This window comes from Marinobacterium profundum, from assembly GCF_001528745.1.
GTDB classification, from domain to species: Bacteria; Pseudomonadota; Gammaproteobacteria; order Pseudomonadales; family Balneatricaceae; genus Marinobacterium_A; species Marinobacterium_A profundum.
On sequence record NZ_BCNS01000100.1, the window covers coordinates 94,337 to 116,971 of the forward strand.

Below are 22,635 nucleotides of genomic sequence, written 5' to 3' on the forward strand. Positions count from 1 at the left end.
CTTAATCGTTCTCAAGCTCGATATCGATACCGAGAGAACGAATCTCCTTGATCAGCACGTTGAAGGACTCCGGCATGCCCGGTTCCATCTGATGGTTACCATCGACGATGTTTTTATACATCTTGGTACGACCATTGACGTCATCGGATTTGACGGTGAGCATTTCCTGCAGGGTGTACGCAGCGCCGTACGCCTCCAGGGCCCAAACCTCCATTTCACCGAAGCGCTGGCCACCAAACTGCGCCTTACCACCCAGCGGCTGCTGAGTAACGAGGCTGTAGGAGCCGGTAGAACGCGCATGCATCTTGTCGTCTACCAAGTGGTTAAGCTTCAGCATGTACATGTAACCTACGGTCACCTTGCGGTCGAATTTCTCGCCGCTGCGACCGTCAAACAGGCTTACCTGACCGCTTTCATCAAGGCCTGCCAGACGCAACAGGGTCTTGAGCTCGACTTCCTTGGCACCGTCAAACGCCGGCGTGGCAATAGGTACACCACCGCGCAGGTTGTGCGCCAGATCGAGGATCTCGGCATCAGTGAAGTCTTCCAGACCTTCGTGACGGCAGGCCTTGCCCGCGCCATGATCGCCGTTGTAGATCTCGCCCAGGAAAGAACGCAGCTCCTTGACCTTCTCGGCCTTGGCGCGTTCGACTTCCAGCATCTCGTTGATCTTGCGACCCAGCCCCTTGGCGGCGGCACCCATATGGGTTTCGAGAACCTGTCCGACGTTCATACGCGATGGTACGCCCAGCGGGTTCAGTACGATATCGACCGGCTCGCCGTTCTCATCGTAAGGCATGTCTTCAACCGGCATGATAACGGAGATAACACCCTTGTTACCGTGACGGCCTGCCATCTTGTCGCCCGGCTGTACGTGACGCTTGGTAGCCACGTAAACCTTGACGATTTTCAGTACGCCAGGTGCCAGATCGTCGCCGGTCTGCAGCTTGCGTTTCTTGTCTTCGAAGCGCTTGTCGAGGTTCTCGCGACGCTCTTCCAGCTGCTTGCGCGCCAGTTCGAGCTGCTCGGAGACGGCTTCGTCGGATACGCGGATCTTGAACCACTCGGAGTGCTTGAGCACACCCAGGAAGGATTCAGTAATCTCTTCACCCTTGGCAAGACCGGCACCGCCGTCAGCCTTGAGGCCAACCATGACCTTGGCCAGACGTTCGAAGGTAGCCTGCTCGACGATACGGAATTCGTCGTTAAGGTCCTTGCGAATGGCGTTCAGCTCGCTCTTCTCGATGGACAGCGCACGCTCGTCCTTGGGCACGCCGTCACGGATGAAGACCTGAACATCGATAACCTTGCCGATGGTACCGGTCTTGACGCGCAGGGAGGTGTCCTTAACGTCGGACGCCTTCTCACCGAAGATCGCACGCAGCAGTTTTTCTTCCGGCGTCAGCTGGGTTTCACCCTTGGGTGTTACCTTGCCGACCAGGATGTCGCCAGGCCCAACTTCAGCACCGATGTGTACCACGCCGGACTCGTCCAGCTTGGCCAGAGCGGATTCACCGACGTTGGGGATGTCGGAGGTAATTTCCTCTGGCCCCAGCTTGGTGTCACGCGCCACACAGGTCAGTTCCTGAATGTGGATAGTGGTGAAGCGATCTTCCTGCACCACACGCTCGGAGATGAGGATGGAGTCTTCGAAGTTGTAACCGTTCCAGGGCATGAACGCGATACGCATGTTCTGACCCAGTGCCAGCTCGCCCATGTCGACGGACGGGCCGTCAGCCATGATGTCGCCACGCTGCACAGCATCACCCGGGCGCACGATTGGGCGCTGGTTGATGCAGGTGTTCTGGTTGGAACGGGTGTACTTGGTCAGGTTGTAGATGTCGACACCGGCATCACCCGCCTGTACTTCGTCATCGTGTACACGTACCACGATACGACCCGCATCCACCGACTCGATCTCGCCGCCACGGCTCGCCACAACGCAGACACCGGAGTCGGAAGCAACATTGCGCTCCATGCCAGTACCTACCAGCGGCTTGTCGGCGCGCAGTGTCGGTACAGCCTGACGCTGCATGTTGGAACCCATGAGGGCGCGGTTGGCGTCATCGTGCTCAAGGAACGGAATCAGCGATGCAGCAACGGAGACCACCTGGCGCGGCGATACGTCCATATACTGGATCTTGTCCGGCGCCATAACGGTAAATTCGTTAAGGTGACGCACGGCTACCAGGTCGTCGACCAGGCGCTTGTTCTCATCCATCGTGGCCGAAGCCTGGGCGATGACGTACTTGTTCTCTTCGATCGCCGACAGATAATCGATATCGTCGGTAACCTGACCTTCAATAACGCGGCGATACGGCGTCTCAAGGAAACCGTAATCGTTGGTGCGCGCATACACAGCCAGCGAGTTGATCAGACCAATGTTCGGACCTTCAGGGGTCTCGATTGGGCAGACACGACCATAATGGGTCGGATGCACGTCGCGGACTTCGAAGCCTGCGCGTTCACGGGTCAGACCACCTGGGCCCAGTGCGGAGACACGACGCTTGTGCGTGACCTCGGACAGCGGGTTGTTCTGGTCCATAAACTGGGACAGCTGGCTGGAACCGAAGAATTCTTTCACCGCCGCCGCAACCGGCTTGGCGTTGATCAGATCCTGCGGCATCAGGTTCTCGGACTCTGCCATGGACAGACGCTCACGCACGGCGCGCTCAACGCGGACCAGACCGACACGGAACTGGTTCTCGGCCATTTCGCCGACGGAACGGATACGACGGTTACCCAGGTGATCGATATCATCGACAACGCCATCGCCGTTGCGAATAGCGATCAGGGTTTCCATGACCGCAAGGATATCTTCCTTGCACAGCACTCCAGGACCTGTGATCTCGTCACGGCCCAGTCGACGGTTGAACTTCATGCGGCCTACGCCAGACAGGTCGTAGCGCTCGTCGGTGAAGAACAGGTTCTCGAACAGGGACTCGGCAGACTCTTTGGTCGGCGGCTCGCCTGGGCGCATCATGCGGTAGATTTCGACCAGCGCTTCGATCTGGCTGCGAGTACTGTCGACACGCAGCGTCGCCGAGATGAACGCACCGGTATCCAGGTCGTTGGTGTACAGGGATTCGAAGGCAGTCAGGCCCACGGCACGCATCTTGTTCACCAGATCTTCGGTGATTTCAGCGTTGCACAGGGAGATGACTTCACCGGTGGCCGGATCAACAACGTCTTTCGCCATTGCCTTGCCTACCAGGTACTCCATCGGCACTTCCAGCTCGGTCATGCCAGCCTGCGCCATCTTGCTGATGTGGCGCGGCGTAATACGGCGACCCGCTTCGACGACCACATTGCCTTCGGGATCCTTGATCTCGAACGACATGGTTTCGCCGCGCAGACGTTCCGGCACCAGCTCCATGCGGATGCTGTCATCGGTCAGGGACCAGCTGGTGTTATTAAAGAAGATATCCAGGATTTCTTCTGTCTGATAACCCAGGGCACGCAGCAGAACGGTCGCAGGCAGCTTGCGGCGACGGTCTATACGTACGAACAGGTTATCTTTTGGATCGAATTCGAAATCCAGCCAGGAACCGCGGTAAGGAATGATACGCGCGGAGTACAGCAGCTTGCCGGATGAATGGGTCTTGCCCTTGTCGTGGTCAAAGAACACGCCAGGTGAGCGGTGCAACTGGGAAACGATTACGCGCTCAGTACCGTTAACGACAAAGGTGCCGTTATCAGTCATCAGCGGCATCTCGCCCATGTAGACTTCCTGCTCTTTGATATCCTTGACCGCTTTGGTGCTGGATTCGCGATCATAAATCACTAGGCGCACTTTGACTCGCAAGGGTGCGGCATAGGTCACGCCACGCATCTGGCATTCTTTTACATCAAAAACCGGCTCACCGAGACGATAAGTCACATATTCCAGCGCAGCATTGCCGGAATAGGACTGGATCGGGAATACGGAATTGAATGCAGCGTGCAGACCTTCTTCGCGACGCTCGCCGGCGTCTCCACCAAACTGCAGGAATCGACGGTAGGAATCGAGCTGGATAGCCAGCAGGTAAGGCACATCCATGACTTGTGGCAGTTTGCCAAAGTCCTTACGGATGCGTTTCTTCTCAGTATATGAATAAGCCATCAGTGTTCCCCAGCATGTGCACCAAGTTGCGAACCAGCCCAGAAGAAGACCTTCCAGTCTGTATCACCGTCATTTATTTGCTGTCTATAAATAACGGAAAAAGGCCGGTGGCTATTCGCCACCAGCCATAGCACTTTGAACAGCGTTCAGCCGCTCTGAATGCATAGACGCTATTACTTGAGCTCTACGGAAGCGCCAGCTTCTTCCAGCGCTTTCTTCAGCGCTTCAGCATCGTCCTTGCTCAGACCGTCTTTAACGGTAGAAGGCGCAGTATCAACCACAGCCTTGGCTTCTTTCAGGCCCAGGCCTGTAGCAGCACGAACAGCCTTGATAACGTTAACTTTCTTGTCGCCAGCAGCGGTCAGAATAACGTCGAATTCAGTCTGTTCTTCAACAGCGGCAGCAGCGTCGCCAGCCGGGCCAGCCATTACAGCAGATGCAGCAGATACGCCGAACTTTTCTTCCATAGCGGAGACCAGTTCAACAACGTCCATTACAGACATTTCAGCGATTGCGTTGAGGATATCTTCTTTAGTCAGAGACATGATTCAGTTCCTGAAAATCTGGAGCAATTGCTCCTAAAATCGGTTAACAAAGCAGCTGAGAAACTCAGGCAGCTTCCTGTTCTTTCTGTTCGCGTACGGCAGCGAGGGTACGAACCAGCTTGCCGGCTGCAGCTTCTTTCATGCAGCTCATCAGCTTGGCAAGGGCTTCTTCGTATGTCGGCAAGCTTGCCAGCATAGCGATGTCTACCTTATTGCCTTCAAAGGCAGCAGCCTTCAGCTCGAACTTGTCATTGCCCTTGGCGAACTCACGCAGGATGCGCGCACCGGCACCTGGATGTTCGTTAGAGAATGCAATGATAGTCGGGCCAACGAAAGTGTCTGCGAGACACTCGTATGCTGTACCTTCGATCGCACGGCGAGCCAGGGTGTTACGCACAACCTTCAGCCATACGCCATTGTCACGGGCCAGCTGGCGAAGCTCTGTCATCTTTCCAACGGTAACACCGCGGGAATCGGCCACGACGGCCGACAGAGCATTCTGAGCAGCTAGCTGGACATCGGCAACGATCGCCTTTTTGTCTTCTAGTCCTAATGCCACGATAAACTCCTGGATTGAGTCTTTCGACTGTTTACCAACAACCGGGATCTGTCATGCAGAACCCGGCTTGAGCACGGTGGTTTTATAGATCCAAGGTTTGAATCTCACCGTCTGCGCAGGCCGGAAAACCATTAAGGCATATCCTCGCACCGACAACTGACTGGTGCAGGCCATACCACCTGCGGTCTTTGACGGCCTTCGTATCTGTTTAACAGGTCACGAAGACCCTCAAAAAACCTTTCAAGGGGTGACTTAAACGCTCAGGGAAGCCTGATCGATAGTCAGACCCGGGCCCATGGTAGTGGACAGGGTCACTTTCTTCACATAGATGCCTTTGGAAGAAGCTGGCTTCAGCTTTTTCAGGTCGGCGATCAGTGCTTCGATATTTTCTTTCACGGAACCGGCAGCGAAGTCGGCCTGGCCTACGCCTGCGTGAATGATGCCGTTCTTGTCAGTACGGAAACGTACCTGACCAGCCTTGGCATTCTTGACAGCAGTTGCGACGTCCATGGTTACAGTGCCAACCTTAGGGTTAGGCATCAGACCACGCGGGCCAAGGATCTGACCCAGCTGACCAACAACACGCATGGCATCAGGCGTAGCAATAACAACACCGAAGTCCAGGTTACCGGCCTTGATGGAGTCAGCCAGATCTTCAAAGCCTACGATGTCAGCACCGGCAGCCTTGGCCTTCTCGGCATTTTCGCCCTGGGCGAAAACAGCAACACGTACAGTTTTGCCTGTACCGTGCGGCAGTACGGTGGAACCACGTACAACCTGGTCGGATTTACGAGGGTCAACACCCAGGTTAACTGCAACGTCTACAGATTCTTTGAACTTCACAGTAGAAAGTTCAGCCAGCAGAGCGACGGCTTCGTCGATAGCGTACAGCTTGGTAGCTACGACTTTTGCGTTGATTGCTTTCTGACGCTTGGACAGATTAGCCATTATTCATCACCCTCTACTACAAGACCCATGCTGCGCGCAGAGCCCGCGATGGTGCGAACAGCTGCATCCATGTCACCGGCAGTCAGATCCGGCATTTTGATGGTAGCAATCTCTTCCAGCTGAGCACGTGTCACGGTACCGACTTTATCGGTATTCGGACGGCTGGAGCCGCTCTTCAGGCCGGCTGCTTTTTTCAGCAGAATGGCCGCCGGAGGCGTCTTGGTAATAAAGGTAAAGCTGCGGTCGCTGTAGACTGTGATAACAACAGGAGTCGGCAGACCAGGCTCAATGCCCTGGGTCGCGGCGTTGAACGCCTTGCAGAATTCCATGATGTTAACGCCGTGCTGACCCAGTGCAGGACCGACTGGCGGGCTAGGGTTAGCCTGACCAGCTTTTACCTGCAGCTTGATATAAGCATTAATTTTCTTAGCCATTAAGCTACTCCTTTGGGTGCAAACGCCTTGCGGCTCCCCATTCTCGACAATGGAAAGCCCCGGCTGCGCAAACGCAACCAGGGCAATCCGAATTCAAAAAGGCTTGATCAGGCTTTTTCGACCTGAGCAAATTCCAGCTCAACAGGGGTAGAACGACCAAAGATCGTCACTGCCACATGGAGCCTGTTTTTCTCGTAGTTGACCTCTTCCACCACACCGTTAAAGTCGGCAAAGGGACCATCCACAACACGAACCATCTCGCCCGGCTCGAAGAGAGTCTTCGGCCGCGGCTTGTCGACACCACTCTCGACGCGACGCAGAATTTCCTGCGCCTCTTTCTCGGTAATAGGTGCCGGCTTATCGGCTGTACCACCGATGAAACCTAATACACGCGGCGTATTCTTGACCAGGTGCCACGCTTCGTCTTCCATGTCTATCTGAACCAGAACATAGCCCGGATAGAACTTGCGCTCAGACTTGCGCTTCTTGCCATCACGAATTTCGATGATCTCTTCGGTCGGAACCAGAATATCACCGAACTTTTCCTGCATGCTGTAAAGCTCAACCCGCTCTTTCAGCGAGTTCATTACACGCTTCTCGTAACCGGAGTACGCATGGACGACATACCAACGCATTGCCATACAAAAAACTCCTTAACCGATTACACCAGACACAAACCAACCCAGAAGCGAATCCAGACCCCACAACAGGAGCCCAACAATCAGCACCACTACAACAACCATCAGAGTCGTCTGCAGGGTTTCCTGTCGCGTCGGCCAGACCACCTTGCGGATTTCGGTCTTGGCTTCCTTGAACAGATTGAAAAACGACCTTCCCTTTGCAGTATTTAACGCTACAAACCCAGCCAGCAAAGCTAGAACTATCAGCGCAACAGCGCGATAGAACAGTGACTGATCGGAAAACATGGAGTTCCCAACCACACCCGCCGCTACCACCAGGACAACGACAAGCCACTTAAGGCCATCGAATTTTGATTCCACAGGGACTGCTTTAGAGATCACTTTGTAGCCTCAGCTAAGATAAGCTTGCGCTAATTTGACGCCACTTCCGATTGAAAGTGGCAGGCCAGGAGGGACTCGAACCCCCAACCTGCGGTTTTGGAGACCGCTGCTCTGCCAATTGAGCCACTGGCCTACTGCGTAATAGGGACGCGAATTATATGCCCGCCCCTATCACTTGGCAACACCTAATTTTCAATTAGGCGATGATTTTCGCTACAACACCCGCACCAACGGTACGGCCGCCTTCGCGAATCGCGAAACGCAGGCCTTCTTCCATGGCGATTGGGTTGATCAGGGTAACGGACATCTGCACGTTGTCACCCGGCATTACCATCTCAACACCTTCCGGCAGTTCACAAGCACCGGTGATGTCTGTGGTACGGAAGTAGAACTGTGGACGGTAGCCTTTGAAGAACGGAGTGTGACGTCCGCCTTCTTCTTTGCTCAGCACGTAGACTTCGCCTTCGAACTGAGTGTGCGGCTTGATAGAACCCGGTTTGCACAGAACCTGACCACGCTCAACGTCGTCACGCTTGGTGCCACGCAGCAGCGCGCCAACGTTCTCGCCTGCACGACCTTCGTCCAGCAGCTTGCGGAACATTTCAACACCAGTACAGGTGGTAACCTGAGTATCGCGAACACCAACGATCTCGATCTGGTCGCCAACTTTCAGGATGCCACGCTCTACACGACCGGTTACAACAGTACCGCGACCGGAGATGGAGAAGACATCTTCCACTGGCATCAGGAACGGCAGGTCAACTGCACGCTCAGGCTGCGGGATGTAGTTGTCCAGCGCATCAACCAGCTTCAGGACTGCAGACGTACCCAGTTCGTTGTCGTCCTGGCCGTTAAGAGCCATCAGAGCGGAACCAGCGATGATCGGAGTGTCGTCGCCTGGGAAGTCGTAGGTATCGAGCAGCTCGCGCAGCTCCATTTCTACCAGCTCCAGCATTTCAGCGTATTCTTCAGACTCAACGCCGCCGCAATCTTCAGCCAGCAGGTCAGCCTTGTTCAGGAAGACAACGATGAAAGGTACACCCACCTGACGCGACAGCAGGATGTGCTCGCGAGTCTGCGGCATAGGGCCGTCAGTTGCGCCACATACCAGGATAGCGCCGTCCATCTGAGCTGCACCGGTGATCATGTTCTTGACGTAGTCAGCATGACCCGGGCAGTCGACGTGCGCGTAATGACGCCCTGGAGATTCGTACTCAACGTGCGAAGTTGCGATAGTAATACCGCGCTCACGCTCTTCAGGAGCATTGTCGATACCGTCGAAGGCAACGGCAGAGAGCCGCCCCAAGTCTCAGAACAAACGCGCGTCAGAGCCGCTGTCAGAGTGGTTTTACCGTGGTCGACGTGACCGATGGTGCCGACGTTTACGTGCGGCTTGTTACGTTCAAATGCTTTCTTACCCATCAGTCAGATTCCTGATAGCGTTGAATGAAATTCCGGAACGACAAATACAACAAAGGGCAGACATATTTCTATATCTACCCTCTATCTAATTATGGAGCTCATGGGCGGAATTGAACCGCCGACCTCACCCTTACCAAGGGTGTGCTCTACCCCTGAGCTACATGAGCACAACTGCTGGAGCGGGTAGCGGGAATCGAACCCGCCTCTTCAGCTTGGAAGGCTGAGGTAATAGCCACTATACCATACCCGCCTACCGGCAAAATCTGGTAGTAGATGGTGGTGAGGGGTGGATTCGAACCACCGAAGCTCGCGCGTCAGATTTACAGTCTGATCCCTTTGGCCACTCGGGAACCTCACCTTACTACCTACTTCGCCGCTGCACGTGGTGCCGGCACGAGGAGTCGAACCCCGGACCTACTGATTACAAGTCAGTTGCTCTACCAGCTGAGCTATACCGGCTCAGCGTCGAAGTGGGGCGTATAGTACTGATCGACTTATGGTGTTGCAACCCCTTTGCAGAGTTTTTTCTCTATTTTTATGCCTGGATGTGATTTTTCGAGCACTCGATTGATTTTATTGAACAAATCTCGATCAGAATCAACCGGAAGCAGCACCGAAAACAACACCTGGGTGCGATCAAGCACCTTCAGCTCAGGCGCAAGACCGGTATCGCGAAAACGCGTGGCGGCGACTTCAGCCTCAGCCTCGGAGCCAAAACGCCCCAGCCGCAACTGCGTACCCTCAAGGCTGCTCTCCGGCACCACACCCACCGCCTGCAGACGCTCGATCAGCGCAATGCGTTCCTGCGGATCCTGCGGCACACTCAACGCCAGCTCAAACTCCGCCGCCAGGCGAATATCCTCCTGCTCGATAACCGGCACCAGACCATAGCCCTGCATCAGCTGCGCCACCTGCTCGGCATCAGCACGCGCCGGCAAACCCACATAGGACACACAGAGCGACTGCGCCGCAGCAGACTGAGCCTGACCCAGCACCCGCAACTGACCCGCATCAACCTCGGACAGCAACCGCACCGAAACGCCCTGTTCTGCCACTTCAGGTACCGGTTCGCGAGACTCACGCTGCATCAGCGCCGCCCACAACAGCACCACCGCATTAGCCAGCAGCAGCAGCAAGAACAGCCAGCGCAACATCTTAGCTCAACGCCCAGTGCAGGCCGTCCAGTACCAGATCAGGGCAGTACTCACCCTGACCCGCCAGGCGCGCAAAAAGCTCGCCATCACCGCCGGTTATCAGCAAGGCAGCGCCTGGATAATCCGACCCAAGCTGGGCCAGCAAACGCTGAGCGATGGCATCGAATACAAAATTGATACCATGAAATACCGCCGCCGAAGTGTGAGTACCCGGCGTCAGATCGAACTCATCTATCGCCTGATCAGCGATCACCTGGGCGGTATTGGCCAGCAGACTGGAAGCCATCAGGCGCACACCAGGCACAATGTAGCCACCCCGGTGCGCACCATCAGCCGCCACAAAGTCGATGGTGATGGCGCTACCGCAGTCCACCACACAGACCTCACCATCTGCCTGATGGTAGCCCGCCAGCATAGCCATCCAGCGATCAACCCCCATGCGCGACGGATCTGCATAGCTGTTGCGTACGCCGGCCTGATGCGCCTGCACGCGGGCAAAGGCCGCCACCAGTGACCAGCGCTTAAGGCAGTAATCCGCGATCAAGGCTTCGACGGCAGCACCGGCAACGCAGGCTACGCGCACCTGACTGATAGCATCAGGCCAGCATGCGAACTGCTTTTCATGCAAACCTGCAGCTTCCAGCTGACGACTGGGCAGACGCCCGCGCACCCAACCCTGCTGCGGACAGGCGTAACGCCACTTGAGGAAAGTATTGCCGATATCGATCTCAAGAATCATGACAGGCGCCTGAGGCTGACCTCTCCCCCATGGAAACTCTCGACGCCTGTGGCAGTTTCCAGCATCAGGGCACCACTGCCCGACACACCGCGACAGATGCCTTCCACGGCATTGAGACCGAAATTCAGAGACACACGCTGATCCCGACAGGCATCCAGCGCCTGCCACTCATCCACCAGCGGCTCGAAACCCGACTCGGCAAAGGCAGCCAGAACCGGCACCAGCTCATTGACCAGCGCCGCCAGCACCTGGGTGCGCGGCGGCACTGTGCCGCAGATCTGCTGCAAATCAACCCAGGGCTGATCAATGTCCGCCGCCAACTCCTGCGGCATGGCAATATTCAGCCCTACGCCCGTTACCACCTGACAGTCACCCGAAGCCTCACCGCTGACTTCCAGCAACACACCCGCCAGCTTGCGTCCCTGCCACAACAAATCATTGGGCCATTTAAGCTCCACACCCTCAAGCCCCAGCCGCGCCAGACCACGGGCCAACCCCAGCCCCACCGCCAGGCTTAGACCCTCAAGCGAGGCTGCCCCCTGGGGAAAGCGCCAGACCAGCGAAAAGTAGAGGTTACGCGCGAAAGGACTAACCCAGGGACGCCCCCGACGCCCCCGCCCCGCCGTCTGCTGCTCAGCGACATAGAGGCGCCCATGACCAGGCTGCTGTTGCAGCTGCTGCATGGCCAGCAGGTTGGTAGACGGAATCGACAGATCGAACTGCATATTCCCCAGCTGCGCGGCCACTTTCGCATCCAGCGCCGCCGCAAAGGTATCAACACTCAACAGATCAAGCCCGCCGGGAAGGCGATAGCCACGTCCTTTCACACTGTAAATTTCGATGCCAAGCTCTTCGAGCTTACGCATTTGTTTCCAGATCGCACTACGACTGACTGCCAGCTGCTCGCCCAATTCCTGTCCGGAATGGAAGAGGCCGTCAGCCAGGATAGACAACAACGATCGGGTCGTCATAGAGTAAATCCTTTTTTACAAACAAGACCGGCCCCGCGTTATATCGGCGCCAATAGAGGTGTTCAAGTGCTAACTACTGCGTGCGGCACCACGTTGAAATGCGGAAATCGTGGCTATTTTGCTCGTCAGCCACATGATCAATCGACGGGGCTGTTTGCACCCATTCGCTCAGATCAAGCTCCGGGAAGGTGGCATCACCCTCCAGCTCCGCCTGCACCTCAGTGATATAAAGCAGATCTGCCTGAGGTAGGGCTTGTGCATAAATTTGGCCACCACCAATGACCATAACTTCAGTCGCACCGGTTTCTGCACAGTGATCTCGGGCCATGCCAATAGCCTGCGTCAGTGTCATCGCCGTCTGAACGCCTTCATGCTGCCAAGCTGCATTTCGCGTCACCACAATATTTTTCCGCCCCGGCAAGGGCCGCCCTATGGACTCAAACGTTTTGCGCCCCATGATCACAGGCTTGCCGGATGTGACCTCTTTAAAATACTTAAGATCAGTCGACAAATGCCACGGCATCCGGTTATCAATGCCGATCACCCGATTGCGAGCTTGCGCCACGATAATTGCCAATTTCATTTTATGCCCCTCAAATTGCGATCGGCGCTTTGATACCCGGCCGCGGGTCATAGTCAACAAAGTCGAAGTCCTCGAACTCATACTCGAACAGCGATGCTGGCTTGCGCAGGATTTTAAGCTGCGGCAAAGCCCCCGGCACACGGGACAGCTGTTCATCGACGATGGCCGGATTGTTCAGATGGTTCTGATACAAGTGTACATCACCGAAGGTGTGCACGAAGTCGCCCACTTCAAGATCGCATTGCTGCGCCAGCATATGGGTTAGCAACGCGTAAGAGGCGATATTGAACGGCACCCCAAGGAAATAGTCGGCACTGCGCTGATACAGCTGACAGCTGAGCCGGCCCTCGGCGACATAGAACTGAAACAACGTATGACAGGGCGGCAGCGCAGCCTTGCCGTTTTCAACGTTCTGCTGCGGACTCAGGCTCTCATCCGGCAGGTCCGCCGGGTTCCAGCCACTGACGATCAGGCGACGGGAATTGGGGTTGCGCTTGATCTGCGCCACCAGCTCGGAAATCTGGTCAACCGTGCGCCCATCGGGACAGGCCCAGGAGCGCCACTGCTTGCCGTACACAGGACCAAGGTCGCCATTTTCCAGCGCCCACTCGTTCCAGATACTGACGCCACGCTCTTTTAGCCAGTTATTGTCGGTGCTGCCGCTGAGAAACCAGAGCAACTCATACACCACCGACTTGATATGGACTTTCTTGGTGGTCAGCAACGGAAAACCGGCCGACAGATCGAAGCGCAGCTGACGCCCGAACAGAGACCTTGTACCTGTTCCGGTACGGTCGCCCTTGTCACAGCCGTTATCGACAATATCGCGCATCAGGTCCAGATACTGCTGCATCACTACTCCACATCAAAAACATAGCCATGCGAACCCGCCCGCCGGCTCAGGGCCGTGCGGGCAGCCGCTCAGGCGCTAACTTTACGCCGGTAGGCCAGCAGCATCAACAAGGCCCCCGCCAACACCATGGGCACAGACAGCAGTTGCCCCATGGTCAGCCAGTCAAAGGCCAGGAAGCCGAGCTGCTCATCGGGCTGGCGCACCAGCTCGATCAGCGAACGGAAGCTGCCATATAAAAGCAGGAAGAGCCCCGACACCGCCATGCGCGGGCGCGGCTTGGCCGAGAACCACCACAGCAGCGCGAACATCAACACGCCTTCCAGTGCAAATTCATACAGCTGCGAAGGATGCCGCGGCACAGCATCACCGGTACGCTGAAAAACCACCCCCCAGGGCAGATCGGTTTCCCGACCCCAAAGCTCGCCACCAATAAAGTTACCCACCCGACCGGCACCCAAACCAATAGGAATCAGCGGCGCGGTGAAGTCGCCCATTTCAAAGAAGGTCTTGCCCTGATTACGACCGAAAATCCACAGCGCCACCAGCACGCCTATAAGCCCCCCGTGGAAGGACATGCCACCCTCCCATACATGGAACAGCCACAGCGGGTTGGCCAGAAAATAGTCAAATTGATAGAAGAGCACGTAGCCGGCACGGCCACCGAGCACGACACCAACGGCCCCCCAGAAAATAAGATCGGACACCTGCTGCTCGCTCCAGCCGGAGCCTGCACGCCGGGCCCGCTTTACGCCAAGCCACCATGCGGCAGCAAAGCCCACCAGATACATCAGGCCATACCAGTGTATCTGCAGAAAACCCAGATCAAGTGCGATCGGGTTTATATCATGTACCCACATAAATAACTCAGTCCTTGTTCAGAGCAGATTGCCGAGCAGAAAACGAATGCCCACCAGGGCGAGAAAAACCGCAAATATACGCCGCAGCACCGGTGCCGGCAGGCTGTGGGCCCAGCGCGCCCCAAGGCGCGCAAAGATCGGACTGGTCAGCACTATGCCGGCGAAGGCCGGCAAGTAAACGTACCCCAGACTCCAGTCCACCAGAGCCTCATGCCCCCAACCTTCCAGCACATTGCTGAAAGCCCCCATCAGCGCAATTGGCAGGCCGCAGGCGGCAGAGGTCGCCACTGCCTGCTGCATGCGCACATGGCGCCAGCTCAGATAAGGCACCGTCAGGGTACCGCCCCCGATGCCAAACAGCGCCGAGGCCCAGCCAATCACGCCACCGGCAGCGGCAAGCCCTGCGGACTTAGGCGCGTCACCTGGACTATCCGACGGCTTGGCGCCAAAAGCCATCTGCAGGGACACCAGCAAGGCAAAGCTGCCAATAAGCATTTGCAGCACATCACCCGGCAGCTGACCGGCGGTCTTGACCCCCAGAAAGGCACCCAGCAGTATCCCCAGTCCCAGCGGTCGGAATAACTCCCAGCGCACAGCGCCGCGCTTGTGATGGGCCAGTATGGAACTGATCGAGGTGACCACAATGGTCGCCAGCGAGGTCGCCACGGCCATATGAGTAAGAACCTCCGGCGAAATTCCCTGGGCCCCAAAAGAAAACACCAGCACCGGCACGATCAGCAGCCCGCCACCGATACCAAAGAGCCCTGCCGTCACACCCGCGGCGGCACCCAGCGCCAAATACATCAATAGGGTCAACAGCATGGTGCAACATCCCTGCAGTAGTAATGATAAAGTCGCCTATAGTAGCCTATGGGACGTGGCTGGCAACCGACATAAGTCACACGTCACCGCAGCTGGCAACCCGCCGCGCCAGAGAGCCTGTTTATGTGCCTGATGACCTTCGCCTACCAGTCCCATCCCGACTACAACCTGATTCTGATCGCCAACCGCGATGAAGCCTATAGTCGCCCGACCCAGGGTGCCACAGCCTGGATGCAGGACAACGACCTGATCGCAGGACAGGACCTGGAACAGGGCGGCACCTGGCTCGGCATTCACCGCAGCGGCAGACTCAGTGCCGTCACCAATTTCCGCGACGGCCGCGCACCAGCAAACCCAACACTGCGCTCGCGCGGACACCTGACGCGGGACTTTCTGCTCTCGAGGGAGTCGGCACAGAGCAGCAGCCAGCATTACGCCGAGCAGGGAGAGCACTACGGTGCTTTCAATCTTCTGCTGGGGGATATCGAAGGGCTGTATTACCTGTCGAACCGCGGGCGGGCACCCGAGCGCCTTGACCCGGGCATTCATGGCCTGAGCAATGCACTGCTCGACAGCCCCTGGCCAAAGCTGCAACAGGCCCGCGAAGCACTCAGCGCCGCACTGAGCACCATTAGTGTTCAACAGGACCGATTGCAGCTGGCGGCGCAATTGACCGAGGTTTTGGCCGCACGCAGCCAGGCGCCGGATGCGCAACTGCCCGATACTGGTATTAGCCTCGAGCTTGAGCGCAAGCTATCGCCCTGTTTCATCCAGCTGGAGAGCTACGGCACAAGGGCCACCACGGTGCTGTTGCAGGATTATCAGGGAAACAGCTGCTTTTACGAGCAGAGTTTTGATGCGCAAGGGCCCACCGAAGTACGACACTATCAACTGCAGCTGCCACCGTTCGGCTCCAAGCCCCGCGACTGAGGCGGTGCGACTATCGCGGAATGGTGGGGCGTGACAACTGCCCCAGCCCCAATTCCTGCAAGGTGGTACGCAGCAGCAGATGAATTTCTTCGGCATCGTCCATGCCCCGAACCTGACTGAGCAGGCCGCGAGCACGCACATGGGTGATGCCGCGAATGGCCGATTTCACCCGGGGAATATTAGTAGAGTTCATCGATAGCACGTCATAGCCCATGGCCATCAGCAGAATTGCGCCGCAGGGGTCTGAGGCCATTTCACCACAGATGGACACCTGCACATTTTCCTTGTGCGCTTCCTCGGCGATATATTCCAGCGCCCGCAGCACCGACGGATGGTAAGGCGCATAGAGACCCGCCACCCGCGGATTATTGCGATCCACCGCCAGCAGGTACTGGGTCAGGTCATTGGATCCCACTGAAATAAAATCAACCCGGCGTGCAAAACGGCGCACCTGATAGACCGCCGCCGGCACCTCCACCATTACGCCCACTTCCGGCCGCTCGGTGATATGGCCCTCTTCGCGCAGCTCGCTCACCGCCCGATCAATCATGCGATTGGCTTCGTCCACCTCATGCACACTGGTCACCATGGGCAGCATGATGCGCAGATTGCCCAGGCCCTCATTGGCGCGCAGCATGGCACGCACCTGCACCAGGAAAATTTCTGGATGGTCCAGTGTCACGCGAATACCGCGCCAGCCCAGGAAGGGATTTTCCTCCTTGATGGGAAAGTACGGCAGCGCCTTGTCGCCGCCGATGTCCAGAGTACGCATGGTCACCGGGCGCGGCGCGAAAGCCGCCAGCTGGGAGCGATAAGTCTGCAACTGATCCTGTTCGCTGGGGAAAAAGTCCCGGATCATGAAAGGAATTTCGGTGCGATAGAGCCCGATCCCCTCGGCACCACGATCCAGCGCCCGCTGCACATCGATATCCAGGCCCGTATTGGCCCACAGCGGCATATTATAGCCATCGGATGTTTCAGCAGGCTTGTCTCGCAGCTGTTCCAGACCCGCTGCGACTTCGCTGTCTTCGCGCATGATGTCGCGGTACACCTGCAGGATTTCATCCGATGGGTTCACGTACACCCGCCCGGAATAACCATCCAGGATCAGTACCCTGGCCTCGATCTGGGTATAGGGCAGATCCAGCACCCCCATAGCGGTAGGTATGCCCAGCGAGCGCGCCAAAATCGCCGCATGGGAGTTGCCGGAACCATGCACCGACACCAGACCTACCAGCTTCTCGGTGGGAACTTCGCCCAGCATCGCCGGGGTAAGCTCATCCGCCACCAGAATGGTGTTTTCGGGATAGTCGATCTGCTTGGGCGCGGCCTCCTGCATATAGGCCAGCACACGCCGCCCCAGATCGCGGATATCAGTCGCACGCTCGCGCAGATAGGGATCTTCCATGGCATCGAACTCACGGATATGCGCCTTGATCACCTCCCGCAACGCACCCTGAGCCCAGTTACCCAAGCGGATCTTGTCGACAACTTCGCCGGCCAGGGCGTTGTCGTCCAGCATGCGCAAATAGACATCAAACAGCGCCTGCTCCTCGCTGCGCAGGCGCTTGGACAGAGTGCGCCCCACTACACGGATATCGTGACGCACGGATTCAAGGGCCCGCACAAAGAGCGCTATCTCGGCCTCTATATCAGTGGCGGGCTTATCGGGGACGGCGTTGAGGTCCGCCGGCGGCGCCATGACCACGGCCGGGCCAATGGCCACACCGGGCGCTGCCGACACGCCCTCAAAGCGGCTTTCAATTACGGCGCCACGGCGACTGCCGCTGACGTCTTGAATGGAACCGGTTGCCTCGGCATGGGCAATAACACCCGCCAGCTGGGCGGATACAGTGACTAGAAAGGCTTCTTCGTTTTCATCAAAGCGCCGGCGTTCCTTTTGCTGCACCACCAGCACCCCCAGTACATCACGCTGATGGATGATCGGCACACCCAGAAAGGAATGAAAACGCTCTTCGCCGGTGCCCGGCAGAAATATAAACGCCGGGTGCTTGGAGGCATCTTCCAGATTGATGGGCTCCGCCCGCTGTCCCACCATGCCGACTATACCTTCGGCCGCGGACAGGCTGACCGTACCCACGGCATCCTTGTTCAGCCCCTGGGTCGCCATCAGGATGTAGCGTTGCTGTTTGGCGTTGAACAGATACACAGAGCACATCTGTGTACGCATGGCACGCTGTATTCTGCGCACGATCAGATCGAGCACCGAATCAAGATCCGGCGCAGCGCTGACCTCCTGTACAATCTTGCGCAGTATTTCGAGCATGGACGCACCCCATAGTTGTTATTTTCGTAGCTGGGCGACCACTCGCGCCAGCTTGGGCGATAGCTCCCTCATCGCCTTTCGGTACACTTCACGCTTAAACGACACCACCTGCCCCAGGGGATACCAGTAACTTACCCAGCGCCAGCCATCAAATTCCGGCGAGCTGGTATGGTCGATGGTAACAGCCTGGTCTTCACTCAGCATGCGCAGCAGAAACCATTTCTGCTTCTGGCCGACACAGACCGGATGGGAATTGCGCCGGATCATTCGTTTGGGCAGACGGTAGCGGAGCCAGCCGCGCGTGACAGCAACGATTTCGACGTCGCTGGCGCACAGCCCTATTTCCTCATGAAGCTCACGGAACATAGCTTCATCGGGAGATTCATCATCCTGAATTCCCCCTTGCGGAAACTGCCAGGCATCCTGTCCTATCCGTCTGGCCCAAAGGACCTGACCCAGCGAGTTAGCCAGAATGATGCCGACATTCGGTCTGAACCCGTCTGAATCAATCACTGTTTATATCCTGAAGTAGTTCGTTGCTATTGTTCCACACTTCACGAATTCCGCAAACTCCACTCACAACAGCAATTTACAGCGCCTGCCGGTGTTTGAAAGCCCGCCCCGGACACACTATGATCGGCCTTTTGCATCCAAGGGGAGCACAACCTTGAGCCTGGCCATTTTCGATCTGGACAACACTCTGTTAAACGGCGACAGCGATCATGCCTGGGGCGAGTTTTTGTGCGCTCAGGGCATCGTCGACACCACTGAGTACAAGGAGGCCAACGACCGCTTCTATCAACAGTACAAGACCGGCACCATGGACATCTTCGAATTCCTGGAGTTCGCCCTGCGCCCGCTGGCGCAACATTCAACGCAGCAGTTAGAGCAGTGGCACGATCTGTTCATGCAGCAGTGTGTCGAGCCCATGATGCTGCCCAAGGCGCTGCAGCTGCTGGCCGATCACCGCGCCCGCGGCGACTTCCTGCTGATCATCACAGCCACCAACCATTTCGTGACCTCACCCATTGCCCGCAAGCTGGATGTCGATGCCCTGCTGGCGACAGATCCCGAGATGGAAGACGGCCGCTATACAGGCAAGGTCGCGGGCACGCCCTGTTTTCGTGAAGGCAAAGTAGAGCGTTTGCATCACTGGCTGCAGCACAACAACCACACTCTGGAAGGCAGCTATTTCTACAGCGATTCACAGAATGACCTGCCACTGCTGGAGCTGGTGGAGAACCCCGTCGCGGTGGATGCCGATGACATACTGACGCGCACCGCGACCGAGCGCGGCTGGCCGGTGATCAGCCTGCGGGACTAAGAACGCCGCTTTCGAGGTGGCGATACGAGGCTGCGTGGGCGGCATGGATAACTTATCCGCGCCGCCTCAGCGCTTAGGGGCAAGGGTTAGGGGCAGGGATAGGTATAACGGCTATGGATGGCTTCCATCTGCGCCAGCACATCGTCGCTCAATGTCAGATCCACCGACGCTATATTGCTGCGCAGCTGATCCATTTTTGAAGCGCCTATAATGTTGCTGCCCAGGAAAGGCCGACTGTTGACGTAAGCCAGCGCCATCTGTGACGGGTCTAGCCCGGCATCCTTTGCCAGTGCCACATAGGCGCGGGTCGCCGCCTGGCCCTGATCAGTCAGGTAGCGCTGGTAATTGGGATACAATTTGAGGCGCGAGCCGTCCGGCCGCGCACCGTCCAGATACTTGCCGCTGAGCACACCAAAGGCCAGCGGCGAATAGGCCAGCAGATCGACCTGTTCGCGCAGCATGACTTCAGCAAGCCCCACCTCAAGGCTGCGATTCAGCAGACTGTAAGGATTCTGCACCGAGACTACCCGCGGCAAATTCAGCTTGTCCGCCAGGCGCAGGAACTCCATTGTCCCCCAGGCCGTCTCATTGGACAGGCCGATATAGCGCACCCGGCCATCATCCACCAGCGCTTTGAGCGCCTGCAGCGTTTCCTCCATCGCCACGCCGTCGGCAGCGGCATCCCCTGGGACATACCCCAGCTGACCAAAGAAATTACTTTGCCGCTCGGGCCAGTGCAGCTGATAGAGATCAACATAATCGGTCTGCAGGCGACGCAAACTGCCCTCGATGGCATCCCGGATGCTGGCCGCACTCAGGCCCACATCCGGGCGAATATAACGGCACAGATCGCCGGGGCCGGTTACCTTGGTGGCCACGATCATCTGTTCGCGGTTGCCCCGCGCCTGTATCCAGCGGCCTAAAACCGCTTCGCTGGCACCCTGATAATCAGGCGATGTGGGCACCGGGTACATTTCCGCCGTATCCAGCAAGTTCACCCCGGCATCGACGGCGTAATCCAGCTGATCCCAGGCTTCAACTTCGGTGTTCTGACTGCCAAAGGTCATGGTGCCCAGGGCGATACGGCTGACTCTGAGGTCGCTGCCACCCAGCATTTTGTACTGCATCCTGCGTATCTCCCTCAAGCGATTCCAAGATTGTGATCAGCCCCGGGGCTGATCTGTCAGGTCTTAGCTGACCGGCAACACCCGCACAAACAGGGCTTTCAGATAATCAGTTTCCGGAATCGCCGGGTGCAGCGGGTGATCCGCGCCCTGGTGACCCTGATCGAAAATCTGCGAGTTGCGATCAAGCTCGCGACTGTTGCTGCGAATGATATCCACCAGGCTTTCCCGCTGCAGGTGCATGGAGCAGGAGGCGGACACCAGCACACCCTCGCGATTCAGCAGGCGCATGGCAAAGTTATTGATACGGGCATAGGCACGCTCACCGTTACGGATATCCTTCTTCTTCTGGATAAAAGCCGGTGGATCCACAATCACCACATCGTAGCGCTCTTTCTCCGCGATCAGCGCCTTGCAGATATCGAAGGCATCGCCGTGTAGCGGGTCGAAACGATCTTCCTTGCCATTCAGGCGCGCGTTTTCCCGCGCCACATCCAGTGCAAAGTGCGAGGCATCCACGCAGCTGACCATCTCGGCACCAGCCGCCAGCGCCTGCACGCCCCAGCCGCCGACGTAGCTGAACAGATCCAGCACACGCTTGCCTTTGACCAGTTCCTGCATGCGGGCACGGTTGACGCGATGGTCATAGAACCATCCCGTTTTCTGGCCACGCTGCAGCGGCGCCAGCAAGGACACGCCGTTTTCTATCAGTGGGCTAAGCTCAGCAATCTCGCCCTGCACCACTTCAACGTAGGTTTCGAGACCTTCCATTTCACGCATCTTGCCGTCATTGCGCAGCAGTATGGCTTCGGGCTTGAAAACCTTGTTCAGCGCAGCGACGATTTCTTCGATCACAGCTTCCATGCCGGCGGTAGAAATCTGTATCACGAAGATATCGTGGAAGCGGTCAATCACCAGCCCCGACAAACCATCGGAATCGCCGTAGACCAGTCGATAGCAGGGCTCTTTGAAGCACATTTCACGCAGCGACAGCGCCACATTGAGGCGATGTACCAGCAGCGAGCGATCCAGTTTATATTCCAGGTCTCGGCTGACCAGGCGACCGCAAATCAGGGTATTGGGATTAACGTAGGCGACGCCCAGCGCCTTGCCTCGATCGGATTCGACCACCACCTGTTCGCCCGCAGCGAAGCTCTTGAGGGGTGATTTCTGATTATCGACCTCGTTGCTGTAAATCCAGAGATGACCACCGCGCAGGCGTTTCTCGGCACCCGGTTTGAGGCATAAGCGTTTCAGTGACATATCTATGACTACATTTCCTGAGGTCTTGCCGGCACCCGCGTCTGCTGACCGGCACCGTGCTTGAATGTGAAAATGACTGTCCCGGCCAGTGGCCGGGACAGTCAGGTGGCCACGCAGGCTGCTAGATCAGGCTTCGGATTCGCACAGCTCATTATAGCCATCGGCGTCGAGCAGCTCATCCAGCTCCACTGTGTCGGACAGCTTCATGCGGAAGAACCAGCCATCACCGAAAGGATCGCTGTTAACCAGTTCAGGCGAGTCTTCGAGGTCTTCATTGATTGCAACCACTTCACCGGACAGCGGCGCATAGATGTCCGATGCCGCCTTGACCGACTCGACCACACCTGCGTCATCACCGGCGGACAGCTGAGCGCCCACATCCGGCAGTTCAACGAACACCACATCACCCAACAGATCCTGCGCATGGTGAGTAACGCCAATGGTCACGGTACCGTCATCCTCGACGCGAACCCATTCGTGGCTGGCGACGTATTTCAATTCAGCTGGAATCTCACTCATTTCCGTTTCCTACCCTTCTCAGGATTACGAGTTTTATTAATCCGACGCCTGCTAGCGCCTGACTTAATAACTGGCACATGCTTGTAGTGGTATAACTCGGGGCTGGCCACCCCCAACGCAGGTGCTGCTGCAACACAGCACCTAAACCGGTACTTTTAACGCCCTGTTTAAGGACCC

Annotated in this window: 21 protein-coding genes, 5 tRNA genes and 1 pseudogene; 2 read left to right on the forward strand and 25 right to left on the reverse strand. The window is 57.1% G+C overall.

Annotated elements, in window-relative coordinates:
* Window position 1: 1 nt before the first annotated feature.
* The 20 genes and pseudogenes from rpoB to MPRO_RS09300 all read right to left on the reverse strand — a co-directional run bounded on the left by rpoB (window position 2) and on the right by MPRO_RS09300 (window position 15,011).
* A complete protein-coding gene (gene rpoB / locus MPRO_RS09200) occupies window positions 2-4,102 on the reverse strand; it encodes a DNA-directed RNA polymerase subunit beta (protein WP_067290762.1) in 4,101 nt (1,366 codons plus the stop codon).
* Between the two features lie 173 nt (window positions 4,103-4,275).
* Entirely contained in the window at window positions 4,276-4,647 is a 372-nt protein-coding gene (rplL, locus tag MPRO_RS09205; RefSeq protein ID WP_067290765.1) for a 50S ribosomal protein L7/L12, read from the reverse strand.
* A gap of 64 nt (window positions 4,648-4,711) precedes the next feature.
* On the reverse strand, window positions 4,712-5,206 hold the full coding sequence (gene rplJ / locus MPRO_RS09210) for a 50S ribosomal protein L10 (RefSeq protein ID WP_067290768.1): 495 nt from the start codon (window positions 5,204-5,206) through the stop codon (window positions 4,712-4,714).
* 252 nt (window positions 5,207-5,458) lie between these two features.
* A complete protein-coding gene (gene rplA / locus MPRO_RS09215; RefSeq protein ID WP_067290772.1) occupies window positions 5,459-6,154 on the reverse strand; it encodes a 50S ribosomal protein L1 in 696 nt (231 codons plus the stop codon).
* Window positions 6,154-6,588 carry a 50S ribosomal protein L11 gene (gene rplK / locus MPRO_RS09220; RefSeq protein WP_067290775.1) on the reverse strand — a complete coding sequence of 145 codons (435 nt, stop codon included), beginning with the start codon at window positions 6,586-6,588 and terminating at the stop codon, window positions 6,154-6,156. Before rplK ends, rplA begins: the two co-directional genes overlap by 1 nt.
* A 107-nt stretch (window positions 6,589-6,695) precedes the next feature.
* Window positions 6,696-7,229, reverse strand: coding sequence for a transcription termination/antitermination protein NusG (gene nusG / locus MPRO_RS09225; RefSeq protein ID WP_067290779.1), 534 nt, complete (start codon window positions 7,227-7,229; stop codon window positions 6,696-6,698).
* A gap of 12 nt (window positions 7,230-7,241) precedes the next feature.
* A complete protein-coding gene (gene secE, locus MPRO_RS09230; protein ID WP_067290783.1) occupies window positions 7,242-7,610 on the reverse strand; it encodes a preprotein translocase subunit SecE in 369 nt (122 codons plus the stop codon).
* A gap of 57 nt (window positions 7,611-7,667) precedes the next feature.
* Window positions 7,668-7,743, reverse strand: a tRNA-Trp gene (locus MPRO_RS09235).
* A 63-nt stretch (window positions 7,744-7,806) separates the two neighbouring features.
* Window positions 7,807-9,032, reverse strand: a pseudogene (gene tuf / locus MPRO_RS09240) (elongation factor Tu).
* A 92-nt stretch (window positions 9,033-9,124) separates the two neighbouring features.
* Window positions 9,125-9,199 (reverse strand) — tRNA-Thr (locus tag MPRO_RS09250).
* 8 nt (window positions 9,200-9,207) lie between these two features.
* Window positions 9,208-9,282 (reverse strand) — tRNA-Gly (locus MPRO_RS09255).
* A gap of 24 nt (window positions 9,283-9,306) precedes the next feature.
* Window positions 9,307-9,390 (reverse strand) — tRNA-Tyr (locus MPRO_RS09260).
* Between the two features lie 25 nt (window positions 9,391-9,415).
* A tRNA-Thr gene (locus MPRO_RS09265) sits at window positions 9,416-9,491 on the reverse strand.
* Window positions 9,492-9,526: 35 nt separating this feature from the next.
* Window positions 9,527-10,186, reverse strand: a complete 660-nt coding sequence (locus tag MPRO_RS09270) for a hypothetical protein (RefSeq protein WP_067290793.1) — start codon at window positions 10,184-10,186, stop codon at window positions 9,527-9,529.
* Window position 10,187: 1 nt separating this feature from the next.
* Entirely contained in the window at window positions 10,188-10,925 is a 738-nt protein-coding gene (locus MPRO_RS09275; protein ID WP_067290797.1) for a type III pantothenate kinase, read from the reverse strand.
* Window positions 10,922-11,896, reverse strand: a complete 975-nt coding sequence (birA, locus tag MPRO_RS09280; protein WP_067290800.1) for a bifunctional biotin--[acetyl-CoA-carboxylase] ligase/biotin operon repressor BirA — start codon at window positions 11,894-11,896, stop codon at window positions 10,922-10,924. Before birA ends, MPRO_RS09275 begins: the two co-directional genes overlap by 4 nt.
* Before the next feature lie 73 nt (window positions 11,897-11,969).
* On the reverse strand, window positions 11,970-12,479 hold the full coding sequence (locus tag MPRO_RS09285; protein WP_067290803.1) for a dihydrofolate reductase: 510 nt from the start codon (window positions 12,477-12,479) through the stop codon (window positions 11,970-11,972).
* A gap of 10 nt (window positions 12,480-12,489) precedes the next feature.
* A complete protein-coding gene (locus tag MPRO_RS09290) occupies window positions 12,490-13,332 on the reverse strand; it encodes a thymidylate synthase (RefSeq protein WP_067290807.1) in 843 nt (280 codons plus the stop codon).
* Window positions 13,333-13,400: 68 nt separating this feature from the next.
* Window positions 13,401-14,189, reverse strand: coding sequence for a prolipoprotein diacylglyceryl transferase (gene lgt, locus MPRO_RS09295; RefSeq protein WP_067290810.1), 789 nt, complete (start codon window positions 14,187-14,189; stop codon window positions 13,401-13,403).
* Window positions 14,190-14,207: 18 nt separating this feature from the next.
* Window positions 14,208-15,011, reverse strand: coding sequence for a sulfite exporter TauE/SafE family protein (locus MPRO_RS09300; protein WP_067290816.1), 804 nt, complete (start codon window positions 15,009-15,011; stop codon window positions 14,208-14,210).
* A 123-nt stretch (window positions 15,012-15,134) separates the two neighbouring features.
* On the opposite strand from MPRO_RS09300, the gene MPRO_RS09305 reads away from it, so the two are divergent.
* A complete protein-coding gene (locus MPRO_RS09305; protein WP_067290819.1) occupies window positions 15,135-15,941 on the forward strand; it encodes an NRDE family protein in 807 nt (268 codons plus the stop codon).
* Between the two features lie 10 nt (window positions 15,942-15,951).
* Here MPRO_RS09305 and ptsP read toward each other — a convergent pair whose 3' ends face one another.
* Together ptsP and MPRO_RS09315 are read right to left on the reverse strand one after the other, a co-directional pair.
* A complete protein-coding gene (gene ptsP, locus MPRO_RS09310; RefSeq protein ID WP_067290822.1) occupies window positions 15,952-18,228 on the reverse strand; it encodes a phosphoenolpyruvate--protein phosphotransferase in 2,277 nt (758 codons plus the stop codon).
* Window positions 18,229-18,246: 18 nt separating this feature from the next.
* Complete coding sequence (locus tag MPRO_RS09315; protein WP_067290825.1) at window positions 18,247-18,741, reverse strand: RNA pyrophosphohydrolase; 495 nt, start codon at window positions 18,739-18,741, stop codon at window positions 18,247-18,249.
* Window positions 18,742-18,895: 154 nt separating this feature from the next.
* On the opposite strand from MPRO_RS09315, the gene MPRO_RS09320 reads away from it, so the two are divergent.
* Window positions 18,896-19,552 carry a histidinol-phosphatase gene (locus MPRO_RS09320; RefSeq protein WP_067290827.1) on the forward strand — a complete coding sequence of 219 codons (657 nt, stop codon included), beginning with the start codon at window positions 18,896-18,898 and terminating at the stop codon, window positions 19,550-19,552.
* Between the two features lie 86 nt (window positions 19,553-19,638).
* On the opposite strand, the gene MPRO_RS09325 is transcribed toward MPRO_RS09320, so the two are convergent.
* From MPRO_RS09325 to gcvH, 3 genes are all read right to left on the reverse strand, one after another.
* The gene (locus MPRO_RS09325; RefSeq protein WP_067290831.1) at window positions 19,639-20,679 is read right to left on the reverse strand and encodes an NADP(H)-dependent aldo-keto reductase; all 1,041 of its coding nucleotides are present in this window, start codon (window positions 20,677-20,679) and stop codon (window positions 19,639-19,641) included.
* Between the two features lie 63 nt (window positions 20,680-20,742).
* Window positions 20,743-21,939, reverse strand: a complete 1,197-nt coding sequence (locus MPRO_RS09330; RefSeq protein WP_067290835.1) for a class I SAM-dependent rRNA methyltransferase — start codon at window positions 21,937-21,939, stop codon at window positions 20,743-20,745.
* A gap of 126 nt (window positions 21,940-22,065) precedes the next feature.
* Complete coding sequence (gcvH, locus tag MPRO_RS09335; protein ID WP_067290839.1) at window positions 22,066-22,458, reverse strand: glycine cleavage system protein GcvH; 393 nt, start codon at window positions 22,456-22,458, stop codon at window positions 22,066-22,068.
* Between the last annotated feature and the right edge of the window lie 177 nt (window positions 22,459-22,635).

Coding starts and splice junctions, on each gene's coding strand:
- rpoB (WP_067290762.1), bottom strand. CDS start 4,102: ATGGCTTATTCATATACTGAGAAGAAACGCATCCGTAAGGACTTTGGC.
- rplL (WP_067290765.1), bottom strand. CDS start 4,647: ATGTCTCTGACTAAAGAAGATATCCTCAACGCAATCGCTGAAATGTCT.
- rplA (WP_067290772.1), bottom strand. CDS start 6,154: ATGGCTAATCTGTCCAAGCGTCAGAAAGCAATCAACGCAAAAGTCGTA.
- rplK (WP_067290775.1), bottom strand. CDS start 6,588: ATGGCTAAGAAAATTAATGCTTATATCAAGCTGCAGGTAAAAGCTGGT.
- nusG (WP_067290779.1), bottom strand. CDS start 7,229: ATGGCAATGCGTTGGTATGTCGTCCATGCGTACTCCGGTTACGAGAAG.
- MPRO_RS09270 (WP_067290793.1), bottom strand. CDS start 10,186: ATGTTGCGCTGGCTGTTCTTGCTGCTGCTGCTGGCTAATGCGGTGGTG.
- MPRO_RS09275 (WP_067290797.1), bottom strand. CDS start 10,925: ATGATTCTTGAGATCGATATCGGCAATACTTTCCTCAAGTGGCGTTAC.
- birA (WP_067290800.1), bottom strand. CDS start 11,896: ATGACGACCCGATCGTTGTTGTCTATCCTGGCTGACGGCCTCTTCCAT.
- MPRO_RS09285 (WP_067290803.1), bottom strand. CDS start 12,479: ATGAAATTGGCAATTATCGTGGCGCAAGCTCGCAATCGGGTGATCGGC.
- MPRO_RS09290 (WP_067290807.1), bottom strand. CDS start 13,332: ATGCAGCAGTATCTGGACCTGATGCGCGATATTGTCGATAACGGCTGT.
- lgt (WP_067290810.1), bottom strand. CDS start 14,189: ATGTGGGTACATGATATAAACCCGATCGCACTTGATCTGGGTTTTCTG.
- MPRO_RS09300 (WP_067290816.1), bottom strand. CDS start 15,011: ATGCTGTTGACCCTATTGATGTATTTGGCGCTGGGTGCCGCCGCGGGT.
- MPRO_RS09305 (WP_067290819.1), top strand. CDS start 15,135: ATGTGCCTGATGACCTTCGCCTACCAGTCCCATCCCGACTACAACCTG.
- ptsP (WP_067290822.1), bottom strand. CDS start 18,228: ATGCTCGAAATACTGCGCAAGATTGTACAGGAGGTCAGCGCTGCGCCG.
- MPRO_RS09325 (WP_067290831.1), bottom strand. CDS start 20,679: ATGCAGTACAAAATGCTGGGTGGCAGCGACCTCAGAGTCAGCCGTATC.
- MPRO_RS09330 (WP_067290835.1), bottom strand. CDS start 21,939: ATGTCACTGAAACGCTTATGCCTCAAACCGGGTGCCGAGAAACGCCTG.
- gcvH (WP_067290839.1), bottom strand. CDS start 22,458: ATGAGTGAGATTCCAGCTGAATTGAAATACGTCGCCAGCCACGAATGG.